Source organism: Pseudomonas sp. HAR-UPW-AIA-41 (assembly GCF_002304225.1).
In the GTDB taxonomy this organism is placed as follows: Bacteria; Pseudomonadota; Gammaproteobacteria; order Pseudomonadales; family Pseudomonadaceae; genus Aquipseudomonas.
Genome location: NZ_NSLB01000003.1, coordinates 198,298 through 217,334 on the forward strand (window position 1 = coordinate 198,298; position 19,037 = coordinate 217,334).

Annotated in this window: 10 protein-coding genes and 1 pseudogene; 5 read left to right on the forward strand and 6 right to left on the reverse strand. The window is 63.6% G+C overall.

Annotated elements, in window-relative coordinates; genetic code table 11:
- Positions 1 to 13: 13 nt before the first annotated feature.
- The 3 genes from CK486_RS08205 to CK486_RS08215 are packed head-to-tail and all read left to right on the forward strand — an operon-like array spanning position 14 to position 9,159.
- Positions 14 to 7,603: an Hpt domain-containing protein gene (locus CK486_RS08205; RefSeq protein WP_095940005.1), complete on the forward strand. Its 7,590-nt coding sequence runs from the start codon at positions 14 to 16 to the stop codon at positions 7,601 to 7,603.
- Complete coding sequence (locus tag CK486_RS08210) at positions 7,596 to 8,615, forward strand: chemotaxis protein CheB (RefSeq protein ID WP_095939803.1); 1,020 nt, start codon at positions 7,596 to 7,598, stop codon at positions 8,613 to 8,615. Before CK486_RS08205 ends, CK486_RS08210 begins: the two co-directional genes overlap by 8 nt.
- 55 nt (positions 8,616 to 8,670) lie before the next feature.
- Complete coding sequence (locus tag CK486_RS08215; RefSeq protein ID WP_095939804.1) at positions 8,671 to 9,159, forward strand: chemotaxis protein CheW; 489 nt, start codon at positions 8,671 to 8,673, stop codon at positions 9,157 to 9,159.
- 82 nt (positions 9,160 to 9,241) lie between these two features.
- Here the strand turns inward: CK486_RS08215 and CK486_RS08220 are convergent, their stop codons facing one another.
- From CK486_RS08220 to CK486_RS08230, 3 genes and pseudogenes are all read right to left on the reverse strand, one after another.
- A complete protein-coding gene (locus CK486_RS08220) occupies positions 9,242 to 10,726 on the reverse strand; it encodes a sodium:alanine symporter family protein (RefSeq protein WP_095939805.1) in 1,485 nt (494 codons plus the stop codon).
- A 284-nt stretch (positions 10,727 to 11,010) separates the two neighbouring features.
- Positions 11,011 to 11,729 (reverse strand): annotated as a pseudogene (locus CK486_RS08225) (16S rRNA (uracil(1498)-N(3))-methyltransferase).
- Positions 11,730 to 11,824: 95 nt separating this feature from the next.
- The gene (locus tag CK486_RS08230) at positions 11,825 to 13,231 is read right to left on the reverse strand and encodes an adenosylmethionine--8-amino-7-oxononanoate transaminase (protein WP_095939806.1); all 1,407 of its coding nucleotides are present in this window, start codon (positions 13,229 to 13,231) and stop codon (positions 11,825 to 11,827) included.
- A 230-nt stretch (positions 13,232 to 13,461) separates the two neighbouring features.
- Between CK486_RS08230 and CK486_RS08235 the strand changes: the two genes are divergently transcribed.
- Both CK486_RS08235 and CK486_RS08240 read left to right on the forward strand, forming a co-directional pair.
- Entirely contained in the window at positions 13,462 to 14,010 is a 549-nt protein-coding gene (locus CK486_RS08235) for a cytochrome b (protein WP_095939807.1), read from the forward strand.
- Between the two features lie 34 nt (positions 14,011 to 14,044).
- Positions 14,045 to 14,620 (forward strand): YceI family protein, encoded by a 576-nt coding sequence (locus CK486_RS08240; RefSeq protein ID WP_095939808.1) that lies wholly within the window; start codon positions 14,045 to 14,047, stop codon positions 14,618 to 14,620.
- Positions 14,621 to 14,700: 80 nt separating this feature from the next.
- Here the strand turns inward: CK486_RS08240 and CK486_RS08245 are convergent, their stop codons facing one another.
- From CK486_RS08245 to ahcY, 3 genes are all read right to left on the reverse strand, one after another.
- A complete protein-coding gene (locus tag CK486_RS08245; protein ID WP_095939809.1) occupies positions 14,701 to 16,587 on the reverse strand; it encodes a DEAD/DEAH box helicase in 1,887 nt (628 codons plus the stop codon).
- A gap of 137 nt (positions 16,588 to 16,724) precedes the next feature.
- Positions 16,725 to 17,570: a methylenetetrahydrofolate reductase [NAD(P)H] gene (gene metF / locus CK486_RS08250; RefSeq protein ID WP_095939810.1), complete on the reverse strand. Its 846-nt coding sequence runs from the start codon at positions 17,568 to 17,570 to the stop codon at positions 16,725 to 16,727.
- 61 nt (positions 17,571 to 17,631) lie between these two features.
- On the reverse strand, positions 17,632 to 19,023 hold the full coding sequence (gene ahcY / locus CK486_RS08255; RefSeq protein WP_095939811.1) for an adenosylhomocysteinase: 1,392 nt from the start codon (positions 19,021 to 19,023) through the stop codon (positions 17,632 to 17,634).
- Positions 19,024 to 19,037: the final 14 nt, after the last annotated feature.

Sequence of the window (19,037 nt, forward strand, 5' to 3'; positions counted from 1 at the left end):
CAGCGGAGTCGGTATGGGTGATCGGCACGACTATGTCGCCCTGGAGTGGGTCAAAGGTGAAATCGCCGAGACACTGAAACAGGCGCGCCAGGCCCTGGAAGCGTTTGTCGAGAATCCGCAGGATTCAACGCGGCTGCGTTTCTGCCAGACCTATGTGCATCAGGTGCTCGGCACCCTGCAGATGGTCGAGTTCTATGGGGCTGCGCTGCTTGCCGAGGAGATGGAGCACCTGACCCAGGCTCTGGTCGAAGGCCGTGCCAGCAACCAGCGCGAGGCGCTGGAAGTGCTGATGCAGGCCATCCTGCAGCTGCCGATCTATCTGGACCGCATCCAGACCGCCCGCCGTGACCTGCCGCTGGTGCTGTTGCCGCTGCTCAACGACCTGCGTGCTGCCCGTGGCGACAGCCTGCTCTCCGAAACCAGCCTGTTCTCTCCGGACATGTCCTCCCGCCAGGAAGCCCTGACACTGGACGCCCTGGCCCAGTTGCGCACCGCTGAACTACCCGTACTGCTGCGCAAGCTGCGGCAGATGCTGCAGATGGCGCTGGTCGGGGTCATCCGCAATCAGGATCTGGCTACCAATCTGGGTTACATGGCGCGTGTGTTCGCCCGCCTGGAAAGTCTGTGCCGCGAAGCCCCGCTGGGGCCGCTGTGGCAGATCGCTTCGGGCATCGTCGAAGGCCTGGCCAATGGCAGTGTGCAGAACGGCACCTCGGTGCGCACCCTGCTGCGTCAGGTTGACCATGAGCTCAAGCGTCTGGTCGAGCAGGGTGCCGAGGGCTTCAATCAGCGTGCTCCGGACGAGCTGAGCAAGAACCTGCTGTTTTATGTGGCCAAGGCGGAGAGCGAATCGCCTCGCATTCGTGCCCTGAAAGAACAGTATCGCCTCGATGAGGCCTTGCCGGCTTCGTCTGTGGTCGACGAGGAGCGCGCCCGCATGGCCGGTCCCGACCGCGATGCGATGCGTTCGGTGGTTACCGCCCTTTGCGAAGAGCTGGTGCGGGTAAAGGACAGTCTCGATCTGTTCGTACGCAGCGACCGCAGCGGCGTGGCAGAACTGGAAGGCATGCTGGCGCCGCTCAAGCAGATCGCCGATACCCTGGCCGTGCTGGGCTTTGGTCAGCCGCGCAAGGTCATTCTGGATCAGTTGGACGTCCTGCACGGACTGGCTCAGGGGCAGCGCGAGCCCAATGATGCGGTACTGATGGATGTGGCGGGTGCGCTGCTGTACGTGGAAGCGACACTGGCCGGCATGGTCGGACCCGCCGATGACGGTTCGAACGACGAGCAGCATCTGCCGACTACCGATGTGGCGCAGATCCATCAGCTGGTGATCAAAGAAGCGCGCACCGGCCTGGAACAGGCCAAGGACGCGATCATCGAGTTTATTGCCTCGCAGTGGAACCATGAGCATCTGGCCCGTGTGCCGGAGCTGCTGACCCAGGTTCGTGGTGGTCTGGCGATGATTCCGCTGGCGCGTGCAGCCGCGCTGCTGGATGCCTGCAATCGTTACATCCAGGAGCAACTGCTGGTGCGCAAGGCGGTGCCGAACTGGCAGAGCCTGGATACCCTGGCAGACGCCATCACCAGCGTGGAGTATTACCTCGAGCGCCTGGCCGAGGACAACGCCAGTCAGGGCGACCTGATTCTCGATGTGGCCGAGGAAAGCCTGGAAACCCTCGGCTACTCACTCAAGCCGCAGCGCTCGATCCTTGATGAGCCTGAGCCCGAGGAAGCGCCGGCGCCACTGGTCGATCCGCTGGATGAGCTGGAGATGATCGGCAGCGAAGACGTCGCGTCCGAGCCTGACGCGGCTGCTGATGCGGAAGAGGAAATCGATTTCACTCTGCCGCTGGCCGAATCTGAGGAAATGGCTGCCCCCACAGAGACTCAGCCCTGGCTGGACGAGGCTCCGCTGCAGAGCGAAGCGTCCGGCAGCGAGCCGCTGACGTTCGAATTGCTTGATGAGCTGCCGGCATTAGAGCTGACAGAGGACGTTGCGGCAGAAGGCGAGTCGCAGCCGGCTATCGAGGTTGCAGAGGACCTCAGTCTCGGCGACCTGTCACTGGACAGCCTTGAGCTGGAAGCCAGTGGCGTCACGGAACCTACCGATGCCTGGGCACCGGTTGAGGGCGAGTTGCCAGCCGATGAGCTGCTCAGCCTGGATAGCCTGGAGCAAGCCGTTGATGCCGCGCCGCTGAGCTGGAGCGAAAGCGAGATTGCCGAGCTGGAGCTGCCCGAAGTCGAGCTGCCGGAGCCCATCGCGGTAGCTGAACCTGCTGCTCCGCAGGAAAAACCGCTGAGCATGGCCGATGTGATGGCCGCGCCGGTGCAGGCGATCAATCCGCCGGCCCGGGACGTCCCGCCGAGCTTGCTGCCGCCGCCGGCCGATGAAGAGCCGATTGACGATGAGCTGCAGGAAGTGTTCATCGAGGAAGCGGCCGAGGTCCTCGAAACCATTAATGAGTACCTGCCGCAGTGGCGTGCGAATACCGACGACAAGGAGGCCCTGACCGAAGTCCGGCGTGCCTTCCACACCCTCAAGGGCAGTGGTCGCATGGTTCGCGCTCTGGTCATCGGCGAACTGGCCTGGTCGATCGAAAACATGCTTAACCGCGTGCTCGATCGCAGTATCCAGCCGGGTGATGCCGTGCAGCAGGTGGTGGCCGATGTGGTCGCCCTGATGCCGGCGCTGGTCGACGAGTATGCCGCCAAGCAGCAGCGTCAACGTGACGATGTCGACCACTTGGCGGCCACTGCCCATGCGCTGGCCAAGGGTGAGGCGGTCCCGGCTTTTGCTGCGGCGCAATCCGACGATGCAGGCCTGGAGACCGCTGAAGAGGCGGCAGAAGAGGCCGTTGCAGTGCTTTCCGGTCAGAGCCCGCTTGAGGCCGCAGAACCTGATATTGAGGTTGCTGCAGCCGCAGAGGAGCTGCTCGATCCGCAGCTGCTGGAGATTTTCAGTGGTGAGGCCGAGTTCCATCTCGACAATCTGGACGCCTTCCTGGCCCAGTGTGACCGCGAACTGCCGCAGCCGGTCACCGATGAGCTGCAGCGCTCGCTGCATACACTCAAGGGCAGCGCGCACATGGCCGGCATCCTGCCGATTGCGGAGATTGCCACGCCGCTGGAAAAACTGGTTAAGGAGTTCAAGGCCAACCTGCTGCAGGTTGACCTCGCGGAAGCCGAGTTGCTGCGCGATGCCGGCAAGCTGCTGCGCAAAGGCCTGAATGAATTGAGCAGCCAGGGGTTGGCGCCTATCGAAGGCACTGCCGAGCTGCTCGCACGTATTCAGCAACTGCATCATGAGCGCCTCGATGCGGCCGAGCAGTCGCGTCAGGTCGCTGCCGGTGTGGTGCGTGACCCGCAACTGATTTCGATCTTCCTGGCCGAGGGCATGGATATTCTCCTCGATGCCGAAGACCTGCTGCGCCAGTGGCGCGCGCATCCGGCCGAGCGCCAGGAGCTGGGTGCCCTGCTGGAAGAGCTGACCACCCTCGGCCGTGGCGCCGAGATGGCCGAGTTGCCACAGATTGAAGCGCTCAGTGGGCTGTTGCTGGACATCTACGGCAAGGTGGAAGACGGCCGTCTGGCGGTCAGCGAAACCTTCTTCAGCGAGGCCGAGCAGGCCCACGAAGCACTGATCAGCATGATGGATCAGGTGGCGGCCGGCCTTGAGGTGACCGCTCAGCCTGAGCGTGAAGCCGCCCTGCGCGCCTTGCTGGCCAGTGCGCTGTCGGACGAGCAACTGGCGCTGTTGAGTCCCGAGCAGAATCTCCTGATTGAGGAGCTGGTCGACGTCGCAGCACCTGAATTGCCGGAGCCTGTTGCCGAGCTGGTACAGCCCGAGCCTGAAATCGAGCCGGTGGTAGACGTCTCTGAACCGCAGGTGGCCGAACCTCAGGCGGCGCCGGTGATCAGCGAGATGGGCGCTCTGGATCAGGAGATGGTCGAAATCTTCCTGGAGGAAGCCTTCGATATTCTCGACAGCGCGGCTCAGGCACTGGATCGCTGGTTGCAGCAGCCGGACAACGCCAGCCCGCTGGCAGCCCTGCAGCGTGACCTGCACACCCTCAAGGGTGGTGCGCGCATGGCAGAGATTCGACCGATTGGTGATCTGGCCCATGAGCTGGAGTCGCTCTACGAAGGTCTGGTGGATCGTCGTTATCAATTCTCCCCGGCGCTCGCCGGCCTGCTGCAGCAGAGTCATGACTGCCTGGCCCAGCAGCTGGATCAACTGCAGGCCGGTCGCGGTCTGCGTGATCCGCAGGAGCTGATCGGCACCATTCTGGCGTTCCGCAAGTCCGGCGGTGCTTCGCCGCTGCCTGACGCGCAGGCAGAGCAGGCTACACCTGCGCCTGAGGTAAGAGAGGAAGCGGTTGAGCCAGTGCTGGCCGATGTCGAGGTGGCCACCGAGCCGGAAACGGAGATCGAACTGGGCGCCGCGGATGATCAGCCCTTGCTGGCCGAGGCCGAAGAGTGGCCTGTGCTCGAACTGGTTGAAGAGCCGCAGGCGCCGGAAAGTGACGCGGTTGCTGAGGTGGCCGAGCTGCAGGCGGCAGACGAGGATTCCTCGCTGCTGGTTGAGGCTGAAGAGTGGCCGGTGCTCGAAGCCGAGCATGAGCCCGTCGCCGAGGCAGCTCTGCCGCTGGTTGAGCTTGAGGAGACTCTGCCTGCCGACGAAGAGCCGTTGAGCGTCGCCGAGGTGGTTGCCGAACCGGTTGTTGAGGTGGCGCCCGTCAGTCATACGCAGACGCCGGTGGTGCTGGATGAGCGTGATCAGGAACTGGTCGAGATTTTCCTGGAAGAGGGCTTCGACATCCTTGAGAGCGCCGGCGCCGCCCTGCAGCGCTGGATGGAAAATGTCGACAACACTCTTGAGGTCGAGTCCCTGCAGCGCGATCTGCATACCCTCAAGGGTGGTGCGCGCATGGCCGAGATCCGCGAAATCGGCGATCTCGCCCATGAGCTGGAATTCCTCTACGAGGGTCTTTGCGGCGGTCGTCTGCGCGCAAGCCCCGAGCTGTTCACCCTGCTCCAGGCCTGTCAGGACCGTCTGGCTGAGATGCTGGAGGCCGTGCGTGATCAGCAGGCGATTCCTGACGGTCAGGCGCTGATCGACACCATCAAGCGCTTCCGGGCCAATCCGGATGAACAGCTCAGCGTGCCGACCAGTGTTCATCTGGAGCCGCTGGCGCCAGTGGCTGCGGTGGATGACGAAGCCGACGCCGATATCCTCGATATCTTCCTGGAGGAAGCGGATGACCTGCTGGAGGCCCTGGAACAGGCGAGTAACCAGCTTCAGGACAATCCTGCCGATGAAGCGCCGGTCGCCGAACTGTTGCGTGTGCTGCACACCCTCAAAGGCGGTGCCCGCCTGGCCGGACAAAAACAACTGGGTGATCTGGCCCATGATCTGGAGCAGCACCTGACCGAGGCGCAGCGTCAGGGTCAGCCATGGCCGGAAAGCCTGCATGCTGATGTGCAGTCCGGACTGGAAGGTTTGCAGGCCGGTGTAGAACAGCTGCGCGAGCGGGTCAATCAGAGCCTGCAGGCGCCGGCGCCGCGCGCTGACGTGTCTGTGGGTGCTCCGGCTGTGGACTATCTACCGGCGAACCCTAAGCTCGACAGCCCGATCATTGCGGCGGCCAGCTCGGCGCAGATGCTGCCGTCGGCGGCCAAGGTTCTGCCCTTCGTGCAGCGTGCTCAGGAGGCGGCGCTGGAGGCAGCGTCCCGCCGTGCTCCGCAGGAAATGGTCAAGGTTCCGGCGGAACTGCTCGAGGGGCTGGTCAACCTCGCGGGTGAGACTTCGATCTTCCGTGGCCGGGTCGAGCAGCAGGTCAGTGACGTCGGTTACACCCTGAGCGAGATGGAAGCGACCATCGAGCGGGTACGTGATCAGCTGCGCCGTCTGGATACCGAAACCCAGGCGCAGATTCTCAGCCGCTACCAGGCCGAAGCCGAGCGTGCAGGCTACGAAGATTTCGACCCGCTGGAAATGGACCGTCACTCGCACCTGCAGCAACTGTCGCGGGCGCTGTTCGAGTCGGCGTCCGACTTGCTCGATCTGAAGGAAACCCTGGCGGCCAAGAACCGTGACGCGGAAACCCTGCTGCTGCAGCAGGCCCGGGTCAACACCGAGCTGCAGGAAGGACTGATGCGCACCCGCATGGTGCCGTTCGACCGTCTGGTACCGCGTCTGCGCCGGATCGTCCGTCAGGTGGCGGGTGAGCTGAACAAGCAGGTCGAGTTCATCGTCGGTAACGCCGAGGGTGAAATGGACCGTACCGTGCTGGAACGTATCGTTGCGCCGCTGGAACACATGCTGCGCAACGCCGTGGACCACGGTGTCGAGCGTCCCGAACAGCGTCTGGCCGCCGGCAAGAGTGAGGTGGGCACCATACGCCTCAACCTCGGCCGCGAGGGGGGCGATATCGTCCTGACCCTGGCCGACGACGGCGGCGGCATCAAGCTGGAGGCTGTGCGCAAGAAGGCCATCGAACGCGGCCTGATGGATGCCGACAGCAGCCTGTCGGATCATGAGGTGCTGCAGTTCATCCTCGAGGCCGGTTTCTCCACAGCCGAGAAGGTTACGCAGATCTCCGGTCGCGGCGTCGGCATGGACGTGGTGCACTCCGAGGTCAAACAGCTCGGCGGCAGCATGAGCATCGATTCGACTGCCGGACAGGGCACTACCTTCACCATCCGCCTGCCCTTTACCGTGTCGGTCAACCGCGCGCTGATGGTGTACTCGGGTGAAGACCTCTACGCCATCCCGCTGAACACCATCGAAGGTATCGTGCGCGTTTCGCCGTACGAGCTGGAGGAGCTGTACAAGCGTGAGGACGGGCAGGTCGATGCGCCGCGTTTCGAGTATGCGGGGCAGGCCTACGAACTGAAATACCTCGGCGAGCTGCTGGATAACGGCCAGCAGCCCAAGCTGGTCGGCCAGAGCCTGCCACTGCCGGTGATTCTGGTGCGCTCGGCTGAACATGCCGTGGCGGTGCAGGTGGACAGCCTGGCGGGCTCACGTGAAATCGTGGTGAAGAGCCTCGGTGCGCAGTTCGCTGCTGTGCATGGCATCTCCGGTGCCACCATCCTCGGTGACGGCCGCGTGGTGGTGATTCTCGACCTGCTGGCCACCATCCGGGTTCTTCACGCTCATGCAATTGCCCAGATGCCGCGTGCGCTTCGTGTTGGTCCGACCGAGGCGGAGGTCGAGCGCGACCGGCCGACCCTGGTCATGGTGGTGGACGACTCGGTGACCGTGCGCAAGGTTACCTCGCGTCTTCTGGAGCGCAACGGCATGAACGTGGTGACGGCCAAGGACGGGGTGGATGCCATCGCTCAGCTGCAGGAGCACAAGCCGGACATCATGCTGCTCGACATCGAAATGCCGCGTATGGACGGCTTTGAGGTGGCAACCCTTGTTCGTCACGATGAGCGCCTGAAGGATCTGCCGATCATCATGATTACCTCGCGTACCGGTGACAAACACCGTGAGCGTGCCCTGGCTATCGGCGTCAACGAGTACCTCGGCAAGCCGTATCAGGAGTCGCTGTTGCTCGAAACCATCCAGAATCTGGTTAAAGCCCATGACTGATAAAACCGCTGCGCGCATTGCCGTCATTGCCGATACCTCGCTGCAGCGCCATGTGTTGCAGCAGGCCTTGGCCGGGAACGGCTATCAGGTGGTGCTCAACTCCGACCCGGCGCGACTGGATCAGGAAGCCCTGAGCGGCTGTGAGACCGACCTGTGGCTGGTGGATCTGGCTCAGTCCGAAGAGTCGCCGCTGGTCGACAGCCTGCTGGAGCATGCCAGCGCCCCGGTGCTGTTCGGTGAGGGGCACGCCCCGGAGCGTCATTCGGAAAACTATCCGCGCTGGGAGCGCCGGTTGTTCGGCAAGCTCAAGCGTCTGGTCGGTGACCCCGCCCAGGCAGTGGGGCCGAGCCTGGAGGCGCTGCTCAACGAAGCACAACGCACCACCCGTCTGGGACTGCCGCAGGAACTGGCGGCCACGCCGCTGGTGGCTGGCGAGCCGGCCAAGCAGGTGTGGCTGCTGGCGGCCTCACTGGGTGGCCCGGCGGCGGTCAAGGCTTTCCTCGATGTCTTGCCGGGTGGTCTGCCGGTCGGGTTTGTCTATGCCCAGCACATCGATGCCAGCTTCGAGGCCAGTCTGCCGCAGGCGGTGGGCCGGCATAGCCAGTGGCATGTGAACCCGGTGCGTGATGGCGACAGCGTGCGCAATGGTGAAGTCATCGTGGTGCCAATCAGCCATGAGCTGCGTTTCAGCGAGGCAGGGCAGATGCAGGTTGCAGACTGTGCCTGGCCCGAGCCCTACAGCCCGTCGATCGACCAGATGATGCTCAATCTGGCGCAGCAGTACGGCGCCCAGTGCGGGGTCATTGCCTTCAGTGGCATGGGGTCCGATGGCAGCGCGGCGGCGGCCTATGTTCGGCGTCAGGGCGGGCTGATCTGGACGCAGAAAGCCGATTCCTGTGCCTGCCCGAGCATGCCCGACAGTCTGCGCGAGGGTGGCTACAGCGAGTTCAGCGGTGACCCGCGCGAGCTGGCCGAGGCCCTGGTCAACCACCTGGCGGCCCAGGTCAATTGAGCTATTTGCCGGTGGGCCTCTTGTGCCCGCCGTTTGCCGTATCCTGGAGTGATCGATGAGCCAAGTTTCCGTTCAGCAGAGCAATCAGCCGAGCGTCCAGCAGAGCAGTCATCTGACCGGCCTGCTGGTGCCGCTGGCCGACCGTACCCTGCTGCTGCCCAACGTGGCGGTGGCCGAGCTGATTCCCTATCGTGCGCCACAGGCCAGCGAGGGCATGCCCAACTGGTTCTTGGGTCAGGTGGCCTGGCGTGACCTGCGCCTGCCACTGCTGTCGTTCGAAGCAGCTTCCGACGGTGAGGCCAAGGTGGCGAGTGGCGCTCGCGTCGCGGTGCTCAATGCGCTGGGTGCGCGTGAACATGTCAAATTCATCGCCCTGCTGGTGCAGGGCATTCCGCACTCGGTCAAGGTCGACGCCAATCTGGCTCCGGCCAGCGCACCTCTGGCGCCGCTGGAGCTGGGAGCGGCACTGGTCAATGAGCAGATCGTGAAGATCCCCGATCTGGTGGCGCTGGAGCAGAAACTGGCGGATGCCGGCCTGATCTGATTTCCCCGAGCTAAAACAAAGCCCCGGTCGCCCGGGCAACCCTTGCGGGTTGGCGGGCGCCGGGGCTTTTTGCTGGCTGCTATCAGGACTTGGGTGTTTCGCCCAGTTCCTGCAGTTCAGCCTTGAGGTTTTCCTCAGAGCGGTTTCCGCTCCAGTAATCGGCATTCTTGATGCCGAGCTTTTCCGGGTGGAAGACCGGGTCCTTGCCTTCCTTTTGCTGCGCCTCGTAGTCCTTCAAGCAGACGTAGGCGACCTTGTGCATCAGGATGATGGCAATGATGTTCAGCCAGGCCATCAGGCCCACACCCAGATCGCCCAGCCCCCAGGCCAGATCGGCAGTCTTCACCGTGCCATACACAGTGGCCGCGATAATCGCGAACTTCAGCACCAGGGTCAGCCAGGGACGCTTAACCGTCCGGTTGATGTAGGCGATGTTGGTCTCGGCGATGTAGTAGTAGGCGACGATGGTGGTGAAGGCGAAGAAGAACAGGGCTATCGCAACGAAGTACGAGCCAAAGCCCGGCATGATGTTCTCCATCGCCGTCTGTACGTAGCCCGGGCCTGCCGCGACGCCGGCGATGCCGGTGAACAGGGCGCTGCCATCCGGTGCCTGAACGTTGTACTGGCCGGTGATCAGCAGCATGAAGGCGGTGGCTGAGCAGACAAACAGGGTGTCGACGTACACCGAGAAAGCCTGCACCAGGCCCTGCTTGGCCGGGTGGCTTACCGCGGCTGCCGAGGATGCATGCGGCCCGGTACCTTGGCCTGCTTCGTTGGAGTAAACGCCACGCTTGACGCCCCACATGATGGCCAGGCCCATGATGGCGCCGAAGCCGGCATCCAGGCCGAAGGCACTCTTGAGGATCAGGCTGATAACGCCCGGCAATTCACTGATGTTCAGGGCAACGATGACGCAGGCCACGATGATGTAGCCCAGCGCCATGAATGGAACCACCACCTCGGCAAAGGTGGCGATGCGTTTGACGCCACCGAAGATGATCAGGCCCAGCATGATGGCGAGCACGCCGGCTGTGGTGTTGGGGTGGATACCCAGGGCGTTCTGCACGCCGGCGGCGATGGAGTTGGCCTGCACGCCCGGCAGCAGCACGCCGCAGGCAAAGATGGTAACCACAGCGAAGATCAGCGCGTACCACTTCATGCCCAGGCCGCGCTCGATGTAGAACGCCGGACCACCGCGGTACTGGCCGTCAAGTTTCTCCTTATAGACCTGGCCCAGGGTGGACTCGACGAAAGCCGAGCTGGCGCCGAGGAAGGCCACCATCCACATCCAGAACACCGCACCCGGGCCGCCAAAGGTGATGGCGGTGGCCACGCCAGCGATATTACCGGTACCGACCCGGCCGGCCAGGGTCATGGTCAGGGCCTGGAACGAGGTGATGCCGTGCTCATCGGAGCGGCCAATGAACATCAGGCGGATCATTTCCTTGAAGTGGCGAACCTGAAGAAAACGCCCGCGCAGGGAGAAGTACAGACCCACGCCCAGGCACAGATAAATCAGTGCCGGGCTCCAGACCAGTCCATTGAGTGTGTTGACCAGATCAAGCATGCAGAGTGCTCCTGTACCACCTGTTGGCACGGCCTCTTGTGGAGGGGCGGGCCATGGCGGCTTTCGTATTGGGTAGGACCGGGCGCGGTAGGCGGCCCGGTGATATGCCATTTGCCGCCGGATGGGTTGGGCAAGGACGCGAATTTATTGCAAAACGCAGGCCGTCACAGCAGGCATGGCGTGACTTCAACTCTTAGTGTCGATATTCCGCATCTTCTGCGGCACAGGCGACTAAAAGGGCTGGGTGCAGGCACCGCGGGGCGGTCGCGGTGGACCATGCCTGCTCAGAAATCGCCCCACAGCTGCTGGGCCACGGCCAGCGCGACCACCGGGGCGGTTTCCGTGCGTAACACCCGCGGCCCAGGCGGGCGGGATGAAAGCCGGAGTCAGTAGCCCGCAGCACTTCCGCTTCGCTCAGGCCGCCTTCGGGCCCGATGAGAAAGGCCAGCGTGCCGGGTTTGGCATGGCTCTGCAGGGGCTCGGCCACCGGGTGCAGAACCAGCTTGAGCTCGGCCTCGACCTGTGTGAGCCAGTCGGCCAGAAGTAGCGGCGGGTTAATCTGCGGCAGCACCGAGCGGCCACACTGTTCGCAGGCGCTGATGGCCACCTGACGCCAGTGGCTCATGCGCTTGTCGGCGCGCTCGTCTTTCAGGCGTACCTCGCAGCGCTCGCTGACAATGGGCGTGATTTCGGCGGCGCCCAGTTCGGTGGCCTTCTGAATGGCCCAATCCATGCGTTCGCCCCGCGACAGGCCCTGACCGAGGTGTACGCGCAGCGGCGACTCGCTGAGGCCGTTGAACTGCTCGGTGAGCTCCACGCGGACGCTTTTCTTGCCCACTTCGATCAGCTCGCCACGGTATTCCTGGCCGCTGCCGTCGAACAGCTGCACGGCGTCGCCCACGGCATGTCGCAGTACCCGGCCGATGTAGTGCGCCTGTGCTTCCGGCAGCTCATGCTGGCCAAGGGAAAGCGGGGCGTCGATAAAAAAGCGGGATAGGCGCATGGGCAGAAACCTGGGACAGAGGCGCGGATTTTAGCGGCCGGGACCGGGCGGAGGTGGTGAGCGCTTTCCAAACGTCCACCCAAGACGCGCGCCTGTTAACCCGGATCGCGGTGATTGGGATACAGGTCGGCGGCGACGCTCACGCTTACCCTGTTGCGGGTGGCCAGGTCGATGCCTTCGGACGCCACCTCGGCCAGAAAGTCGATCTGCTGCGGAGTGATCACGTAAGGCGGCAGGAAGTACACCACGCTGCCCAGCGGGCGCAGCAGGGCGCCGCGTGTCAGGGCGTGTTGGTACACTGCCAGACCACGGCGCTCCTGCCAGGCATAGGGCGTTTTGCCTGGCTTGTCCTGCACCATCTCGATGGCCAGGGCCATGCCGGTCTGGCGCACTTCGGCGACATGCGGGTGGTCGGCCAGGTGCGCGGTGGCACTGGCCATGCGGGCGGCGAGCGCCTTGTTCTTCTCGATGACGTTGTCCTGCTCGAAGATATCCAGCGTGGCCAGAGCGGCGGCGCAGGCCAGCGGGTTGCCGGTGTAAGTGTGCGAATGGAGGAAGGCGCGCAGGGTGGCGTAGTCGTCGTAGAAGGCCTGATACACCTGGTCGGTGGTCAGCACGGCCGCCATCGGCAGGTAGCCGCCGGTCAGGGCTTTGGACAGCACCAGAAAGTCCGGGGTGATACCGGCCTGCTCGCAGGCAAACAGGGTTCCGGCACGGCCGAAGCCGACGGCGATCTCGTCGTGAATCAGGTGCACACCATAGCGGTCGCAGGCCTCGCGCAGCAGAGTCAGGTACACCGGGTGGTACATACGCATGCCACCGGCGCCCTGGATCAGCGGCTCGACTATCACTGCCGCGACTTCGTGGGCATGTTCGGCCAGGGTCTGTTCCATGGCGGCGAACATGTTCCGCGAATGTTCTTCCCAGCTCATCCCTTCGGGGCGCAGATAACAGTCCGGGCTGGGCACCTTGATGGTATCCAGCAGCAGCGCCTTGTAGGTGTCGGTGAACAGCGCCACGTCGCCCACCGACATGGCCGCCACCGTCTCGCCGTGGTAGCTGTTGGTCAGGGTGACGAAGCGCTTCTTGGCGGGCTGGTCGTTGTTGATCCAGTAGTGGTGGCTCATCTTCAGCGCCACTTCGATACCGGAGGAGCCGTTATCGGCGTAGAACACCCGGTCCAGCCCCGGTGGGGTGATCTGCACCAGCCGCTCGGACAGCTCGATGACCGGTTGATGGGTGAAGCCGGCGAGCATCACGTGCTCCAGTTGGTCGAGCTGGTCGCGGATGCGCTGGTTGATACGTGGATTGCCATGGCCGAACACATTGACCCACCAGGAACTGACGGCATCCAGATAGCGCTTGCCTTCGAAGTCTTCCAGCCAGACACCGTCACCACGTTTGATCGGAATCAGCGGCAGGGTCTCGTGGTCTTTCATCTGCGTGCAGGGGTGCCAGAGCACGTTCAGGTCACGCTGCATCCAGTCGACATTCAGGCCCATGGGCTCTCTCCTCATTGATCCGCCAAGCCTATCAGAGGGCGGCGGGGCAGCAGCAGTCACTCAGGCTTTTGCTGCTTCAGGACCCTTCTGTGCAGAGCCTGTGATGCCTGGCCCTGCCGGGGTGTTGGCCGAACGATCAGGTTACTCGATATTTCACAGCGAAGATTTGCGCTTTTCATTCGCATTATTGCCGCTAGGCTAGCAGCATCTCTTGATGGAGCATTCGGCTAATGCAATGGCGTAATTCCCCGCGTACCTATGGTCTGACCAGCATTCTTTTGCACTGGCTGGTGGCTGTTGCCGTGTTTGGCCTGTTCGGCCTGGGCCTGTGGATGGTCGGCCTGGACTACTACAGCAGCTGGTACCGCACGGCGCCCGACCTGCACAAGAGCATCGGCATCACCCTCTTCGCGCTGATGCTGCTGCGTGTGCTCTGGCGTTTTCTGAGTCCCTCCCCGCAGGCGTTGCCCAGCCATGATGCGCATACCCGCCTGGCCAGCAAGGCCGGTCATCTGCTGCTGTATGTCGGCCTGTTCGCCCTGATGCTCTCCGGCTATCTGATTTCTACCGCCGATGGCCGTGGCATCGCCGTGTTCGGCCTGTTCGAGGTGCCGGCGACCCTGACCAGCCTGCCCGATCAGGAAGACCTGGCCGGCGTCGTGCACGAATACCTGGCCTGGGGGCTGGTGATCTTCGCTGGTCTGCATGCCCTGGCCGCTCTCAAACACCATTTCATCGACCGTGATGCCACCCTGGTGCGCATGTTCGGTCGTACATAACGCTGACCTCACCGTCCCACAAGGAGAAAACCCGATGCTGAAGCAATCCTTCGCTGCCCTGACCCTGGGCGCTGCCCTGTTTGCCCAACAAGCCCTGGCGGCTGATTACGCCATCGACAAGCAGGGCCAGCATGCCTTCATCAACTTCAAGATCAGCCACCTCGGCTACAGCTGGCTGTACGGCACCTTCAAGGACTTCGACGGCAAGTTCAGCTTCGATGCCGCCAAGCCGGAAGCCAGCAGCGTCAGCGTTTCCATCAACACCGCCAGCGTCGACTCCAACCATGCTGAGCGTGACAAGCACCTGCGCAGCGGCGATTTCCTCAACGTCGACAAGCACCCGACTGCGACCTTTGTCTCCACTGCCGTCAAATCCACCGGCAAGGGCAGCGCCGACATCACCGGCAACCTGACCCTCAACGGTGTGACCAAGCCGGTGGTGATCGCCGCCAAGTTCATCGGCGAAGGCAAGGACCCGTGGGGCGGCTACCGTGCCGGCTTCGAAGGCAGCACCAAGCTCAAGCTGAAGGACTTTGACATCCAGAAGGACCTCGGCCCGGCTTCGCAGGAAGTCGAGCTGATCCTGTCCGTGGAAGGCGTTCGCCAGTAAGGCTCATCAGCCTGACTGCGTGCGTCCTGCATAAACAACAACGCCGCCCTTGGGGCGGCGTTGTTGTTTCAGGCCGGAACTTACTCGTCGCGGTTACGCGAGAGGAGGGCCGGACGCTCGCGGGTGCGGCGATTGTTGTCCAGCTCGTTGAGCTGCTCAAGGCTCGGCAGGCGCTCGCCCTTGCGCAGGATCATCGGGCCGGGCTTGCTGCGCTGCTCCTGCACGGCAGGCTCCTGGCGCTCGTCACGGCGTGGACGCGATTCATCGCGACGCGGCTTGTTGCTGGCGGCGCGGGGTTTACCGGGCTTGGCACTCTGGCCGGCTGAACCGCCACCGCCTGTGCGGCCACTGCCCGGCTGGCCCTGACGGGCACCGCCGCTTGCACCGCTGCGGTTGGCTGGTGCCTGGCCGGGACGACGCTGGCCACGGGCCGGGGCCTTGGGCTGAACCGGTACATAGTCGACGCTGTTGCCGAAATTGTCGTAATCGTCGTCGAGGAACTCTTCCGGGTCGCGATCCGCAGGCGGGGTGACCGGCTTGCGGGGTGCCTGGGGTTGGCGCTCCTGACGTTCCTGGCGCGGCTTGGCGGGTTTGGCCTGAGCGGGGCTGGCGCCGCTGCCGTCGGCCTGGGCGGCCTGCTCGCTGCGTTCGCCCTTGTTCTTGCCGCCACGACGACGACGCTTCTTCTTTGCAGCGCCTTCTTCGGCCGCCTGCGCTTCATTGCGTTGCTGCTGGCGACCCTGGCGTGGCGGACGCGCCTCGCGGGCTTCCTCGGCCGGCTGCTCGCTGGCCTTCTGGGCCAGGCTGGCCTCGGCGGCGGCCAGGTCGAAGCCCATCCAGTCGCCATCGGCAATGCGCTGCTTGGTCAGGCGCTCGATGTCCTTGAGCAGTCGCTCTTCGTCCGGCGCCACCAGCGAGATGGCCTCACCGGCACGCCCGGCACGACCGGTACGGCCGATGCGGTGGACGTAGTCTTCCTCGACGTTGGGCAGCTCGTAGTTGACCACGTGGGGGAGCTGGTCGATATCGAGGCCGCGGGCGGCGATATCGGTGGCCACCAGGATGCGGATGGTGTTGGCCTTGAAGTCGGCCAGCGCCTTGGTCCGGGCGTTCTGGCTCTTGTTGCCGTGGATCGGCGCGGCCGGCAGGCCGTGCTTGCACAGGTACTCGGCCAGACGGTTGGCGCCATGCTTGGTGCGGGTGAATACCAGCACCTGTTCCCACGCGCCCTGGGTGATCAGGTGTGCCAGCAGGACGCGCTTGCTGGTGGCACCGATGCGATAGACACGCTGCTCGATGCGCTCGACCGTGGTGTTCGGCGGCGTTACCTCGATACGCTCGGGGTTGTGCAGCAGCTTGTTGGCCAGGTCGGTGATGTCTTTGCTGAAGGTCGCCGAGAACAGCAGGTTCTGGCGCTTGGCCGGCAGCTTGGCGAGGACCTTTTTGACGTCATGGATGAAGCCCATGTCGAGCATGCGGTCGGCTTCGTCGAGAACGAGAATTTCCACGCGCGACAGGTCGATGCTGCCCTGGCCAACCAGGTCGAGCAGGCGGCCGGGGCAGGCCACCAGGACATCAACGCCCTTGGCCACGGCATCCACCTGCGGCTTCATGCCGACACCGCCGAAGATGCAGGCGCTGGTCAGCGGCAGGTCGCGGGCGTAGAGCTTGAAGCTGTCGTGGACCTGAGCCGCCAGTTCGCGGGTCGGTGTCAGCACCAGCACGCGCGGCTGGCGCGGGCCGTGACGGTGCTCGCGGTCTGGGTGACCGTTGGGGAACAGCAGTTCCAGAACCGGCAGGGCAAAGCCACCGGTTTTGCCGGTGCCGGTCTGTGCCGCCACCATCAGGTCGCGTCCCTGCAGAACGGCGGGAATGGCGCGCTGCTGCACCGGAGTCGGCGTGGTGTAGCCGGCGGCTTCGACCGCCTGAGCAAGTGCCTCGGAAAGGCCGAGGGAAGTAAAGGACATGCGGGGTTCCTATCCTGTCGGCAACCTGCCGACTCTAGGGCGCGTGTTAGAGCTCCGGGCTGGCGCATTCTGCGCTCCCTCCACCGCCACTACCCTGCGCTGGGTAATGGCCCGGAGGGCGGCCCGGAACACGGACCTCAGCGTGGCAGCTTGAGGTTGTTCCAGATGGCCAAACTGGGTTCGGCCTGATTCAGGGTGTAGAAATGCAGGCCCGGCGCGCCGCCGTCCAGCAAACGTTCGCACATCGCACTGACCACCTGTTCGCCGAAGGCCTGGATGCTCTCCAGATCATCGCCATAGGCTTCCAACTGCTTGCGGATCCAGCGGGGAATCTCGGCGCCACAGGCGTCGGAGAAGCGGGCCAGCTTGCTGTAGTTGGTGATCGGCATGATGCCGGGGACGATCGGGATATCCACGCCCAGTTTCTGCACGCGCTCGACGAAGTAGAAATAGCAGTCGGCACTGAAGAAGTACTGGGTGATGGCACTGTCGGCGCCGGCCTTGGCCTTGCGCACGAAGTTGTGCAGATCGTCTTCGAAGCTGCGGGCCTGCGGATGAACTTCCGGGTAGGCCGCGACTTCGATGTGGAAGTGTTCACCGGTTTCGGCGCGGATGAACTCCACCAGTTCGTTAGCATAACGCAGTTCGCCGCTGGCCATGCCCATTCCGGACGGCAGGTCGCCACGCAGGGCAACAATGCGGCGGATGCCGTTGTCTTTGTAGGTGTTGAGCAGCTCGCGCAGCTCAGCCTTGCTGTCGCCAACGCAGGACAGGTGCGGAGCGGTCGGCACCTTCACTTCGCCATCGAGCTGTAGCACAGTATTGAGCGTGCGATCGCGGGTCGAGCCCCCGGCACCGTAGGTGCAGGAGAAGAAATCAGGGTTGTAGCCCGCCAGCTGGCGCGCCACGTTCATCAGTTTTTCGTGTCCGGCTTCGGTCTTGGTGGGGAAGAACTCAAAGCTGTAACGGCGTTCTTGCGACATAAATCGGGTCCTTGATACGCAAAAAGGGCGAGTTGCCTGCGCAACCCGCCCTCCTGGTACATCAGTAGCGGTAGCTATCCGGCTTGAACGGGCCTTCCACGGTCACGCCGATGTACTCGGCCTGCTTGCCGGTCAGCTGGGTAACCACGCCGCCGAAGCCCTTGACCATTTCCAGAGCCACTTCTTCGTCGAGTTTCTTCGGCAGCACTTCAACGGTGATGCGCGCGCTCTTTTCGGCGGCCGGCAGGGCAGCGAACTTGGCACCGTACAGGTGGATCTGCGCCAGTACCTGGTTGGCGAAGGAACCGTCCATGATGCGGCTCGGGTGGCCGGTGGCGTTGCCCAGGTTGACCAGACGGCCTTCGGCCAGCAGGATCAGGTAGTCATCGTTGGTGGGGTCGACAGTCTTGCCGGTGCGGTGAATCTTGTGCACCTGCGGTTTGACCTCTTCCCAGCCCCAGTTGGCGCGCATGAAAGCGGTGTCGATTTCGTTGTCGAAGTGACCGATGTTGCACACCACGGCGCGCTTCTTCAGTGCCTTGAGCATGCCGGCGTCGCAGACGTTGACGTTGCCGGTGGTGGTCACGATCAGGTCGATCTTGGCCAGCAGGGCCTTGTCGACGCAGGCTTCGGTGCCGTCGTTCAGACCGTTCAGGTAGGGCGATACGACTTCGAAGCCGTCCATGCAGGCCTGCATGGCGCAGATCGGGTCGATCTCGGTGACTTTCACGATCATGCCTTCCTGACGCAGGGACTGGGCCGAGCCCTTGCCCACGTCGCCGTAGCCGATCACCAAGGCCTGCTTACCGGACAGCAGGTGGTCGGTACCGCGCTTGATGGCGTCGTTCAGGCTGTGACGGCAGCCGTACTTGTTGTCGTTCTTGCTCTTGGTCACCGAGTCGTTGACGTTGATCGCCGGGACTTTCAGGGTGCCGGCCTTGAGCATGTCGAGCAGGCGGTGAACACCGGTGGTGGTTTCTTCGGTGATGCCGTTGATCTTGTCCAGCATCGCCGGGTACTTCTGGTGGATGATCTGGGTCAGATCGCCACCGTCGTCGAGGATCATGTTGGCGTCCCACGGCTGACCGTCCTTGAGGATGGTCTGCTCGATGCACCACTCGTACTCTTCTTCGGTCTCGCCCTTCCAGGCGAATACCGGAATACCGGCGGCGGCGATGGCGGCAGCGGCCTGATCCTGGGTGGAGAAGATGTTGCAGGACGACCAGCGGACTTCAGCGCCGAGGGCGATCAGGGTTTCGATCAGCACGGCGGTCTGGATGGTCATGTGGATGCAGCCGATGATCTTGGCGCCGGCCAGCGGCTGGCTCGCCGCATACTTGCGGCGCAGGCCCATCAGGGCAGGCATCTCGGATTCGGCAATGATGATTTCCTTGCGGCCCCAGTCGGCCAGGGAAATGTCGGCAACCTTGTAATCGGCAAAAGCAGCGCTCATGCGTGAGTCTCCAT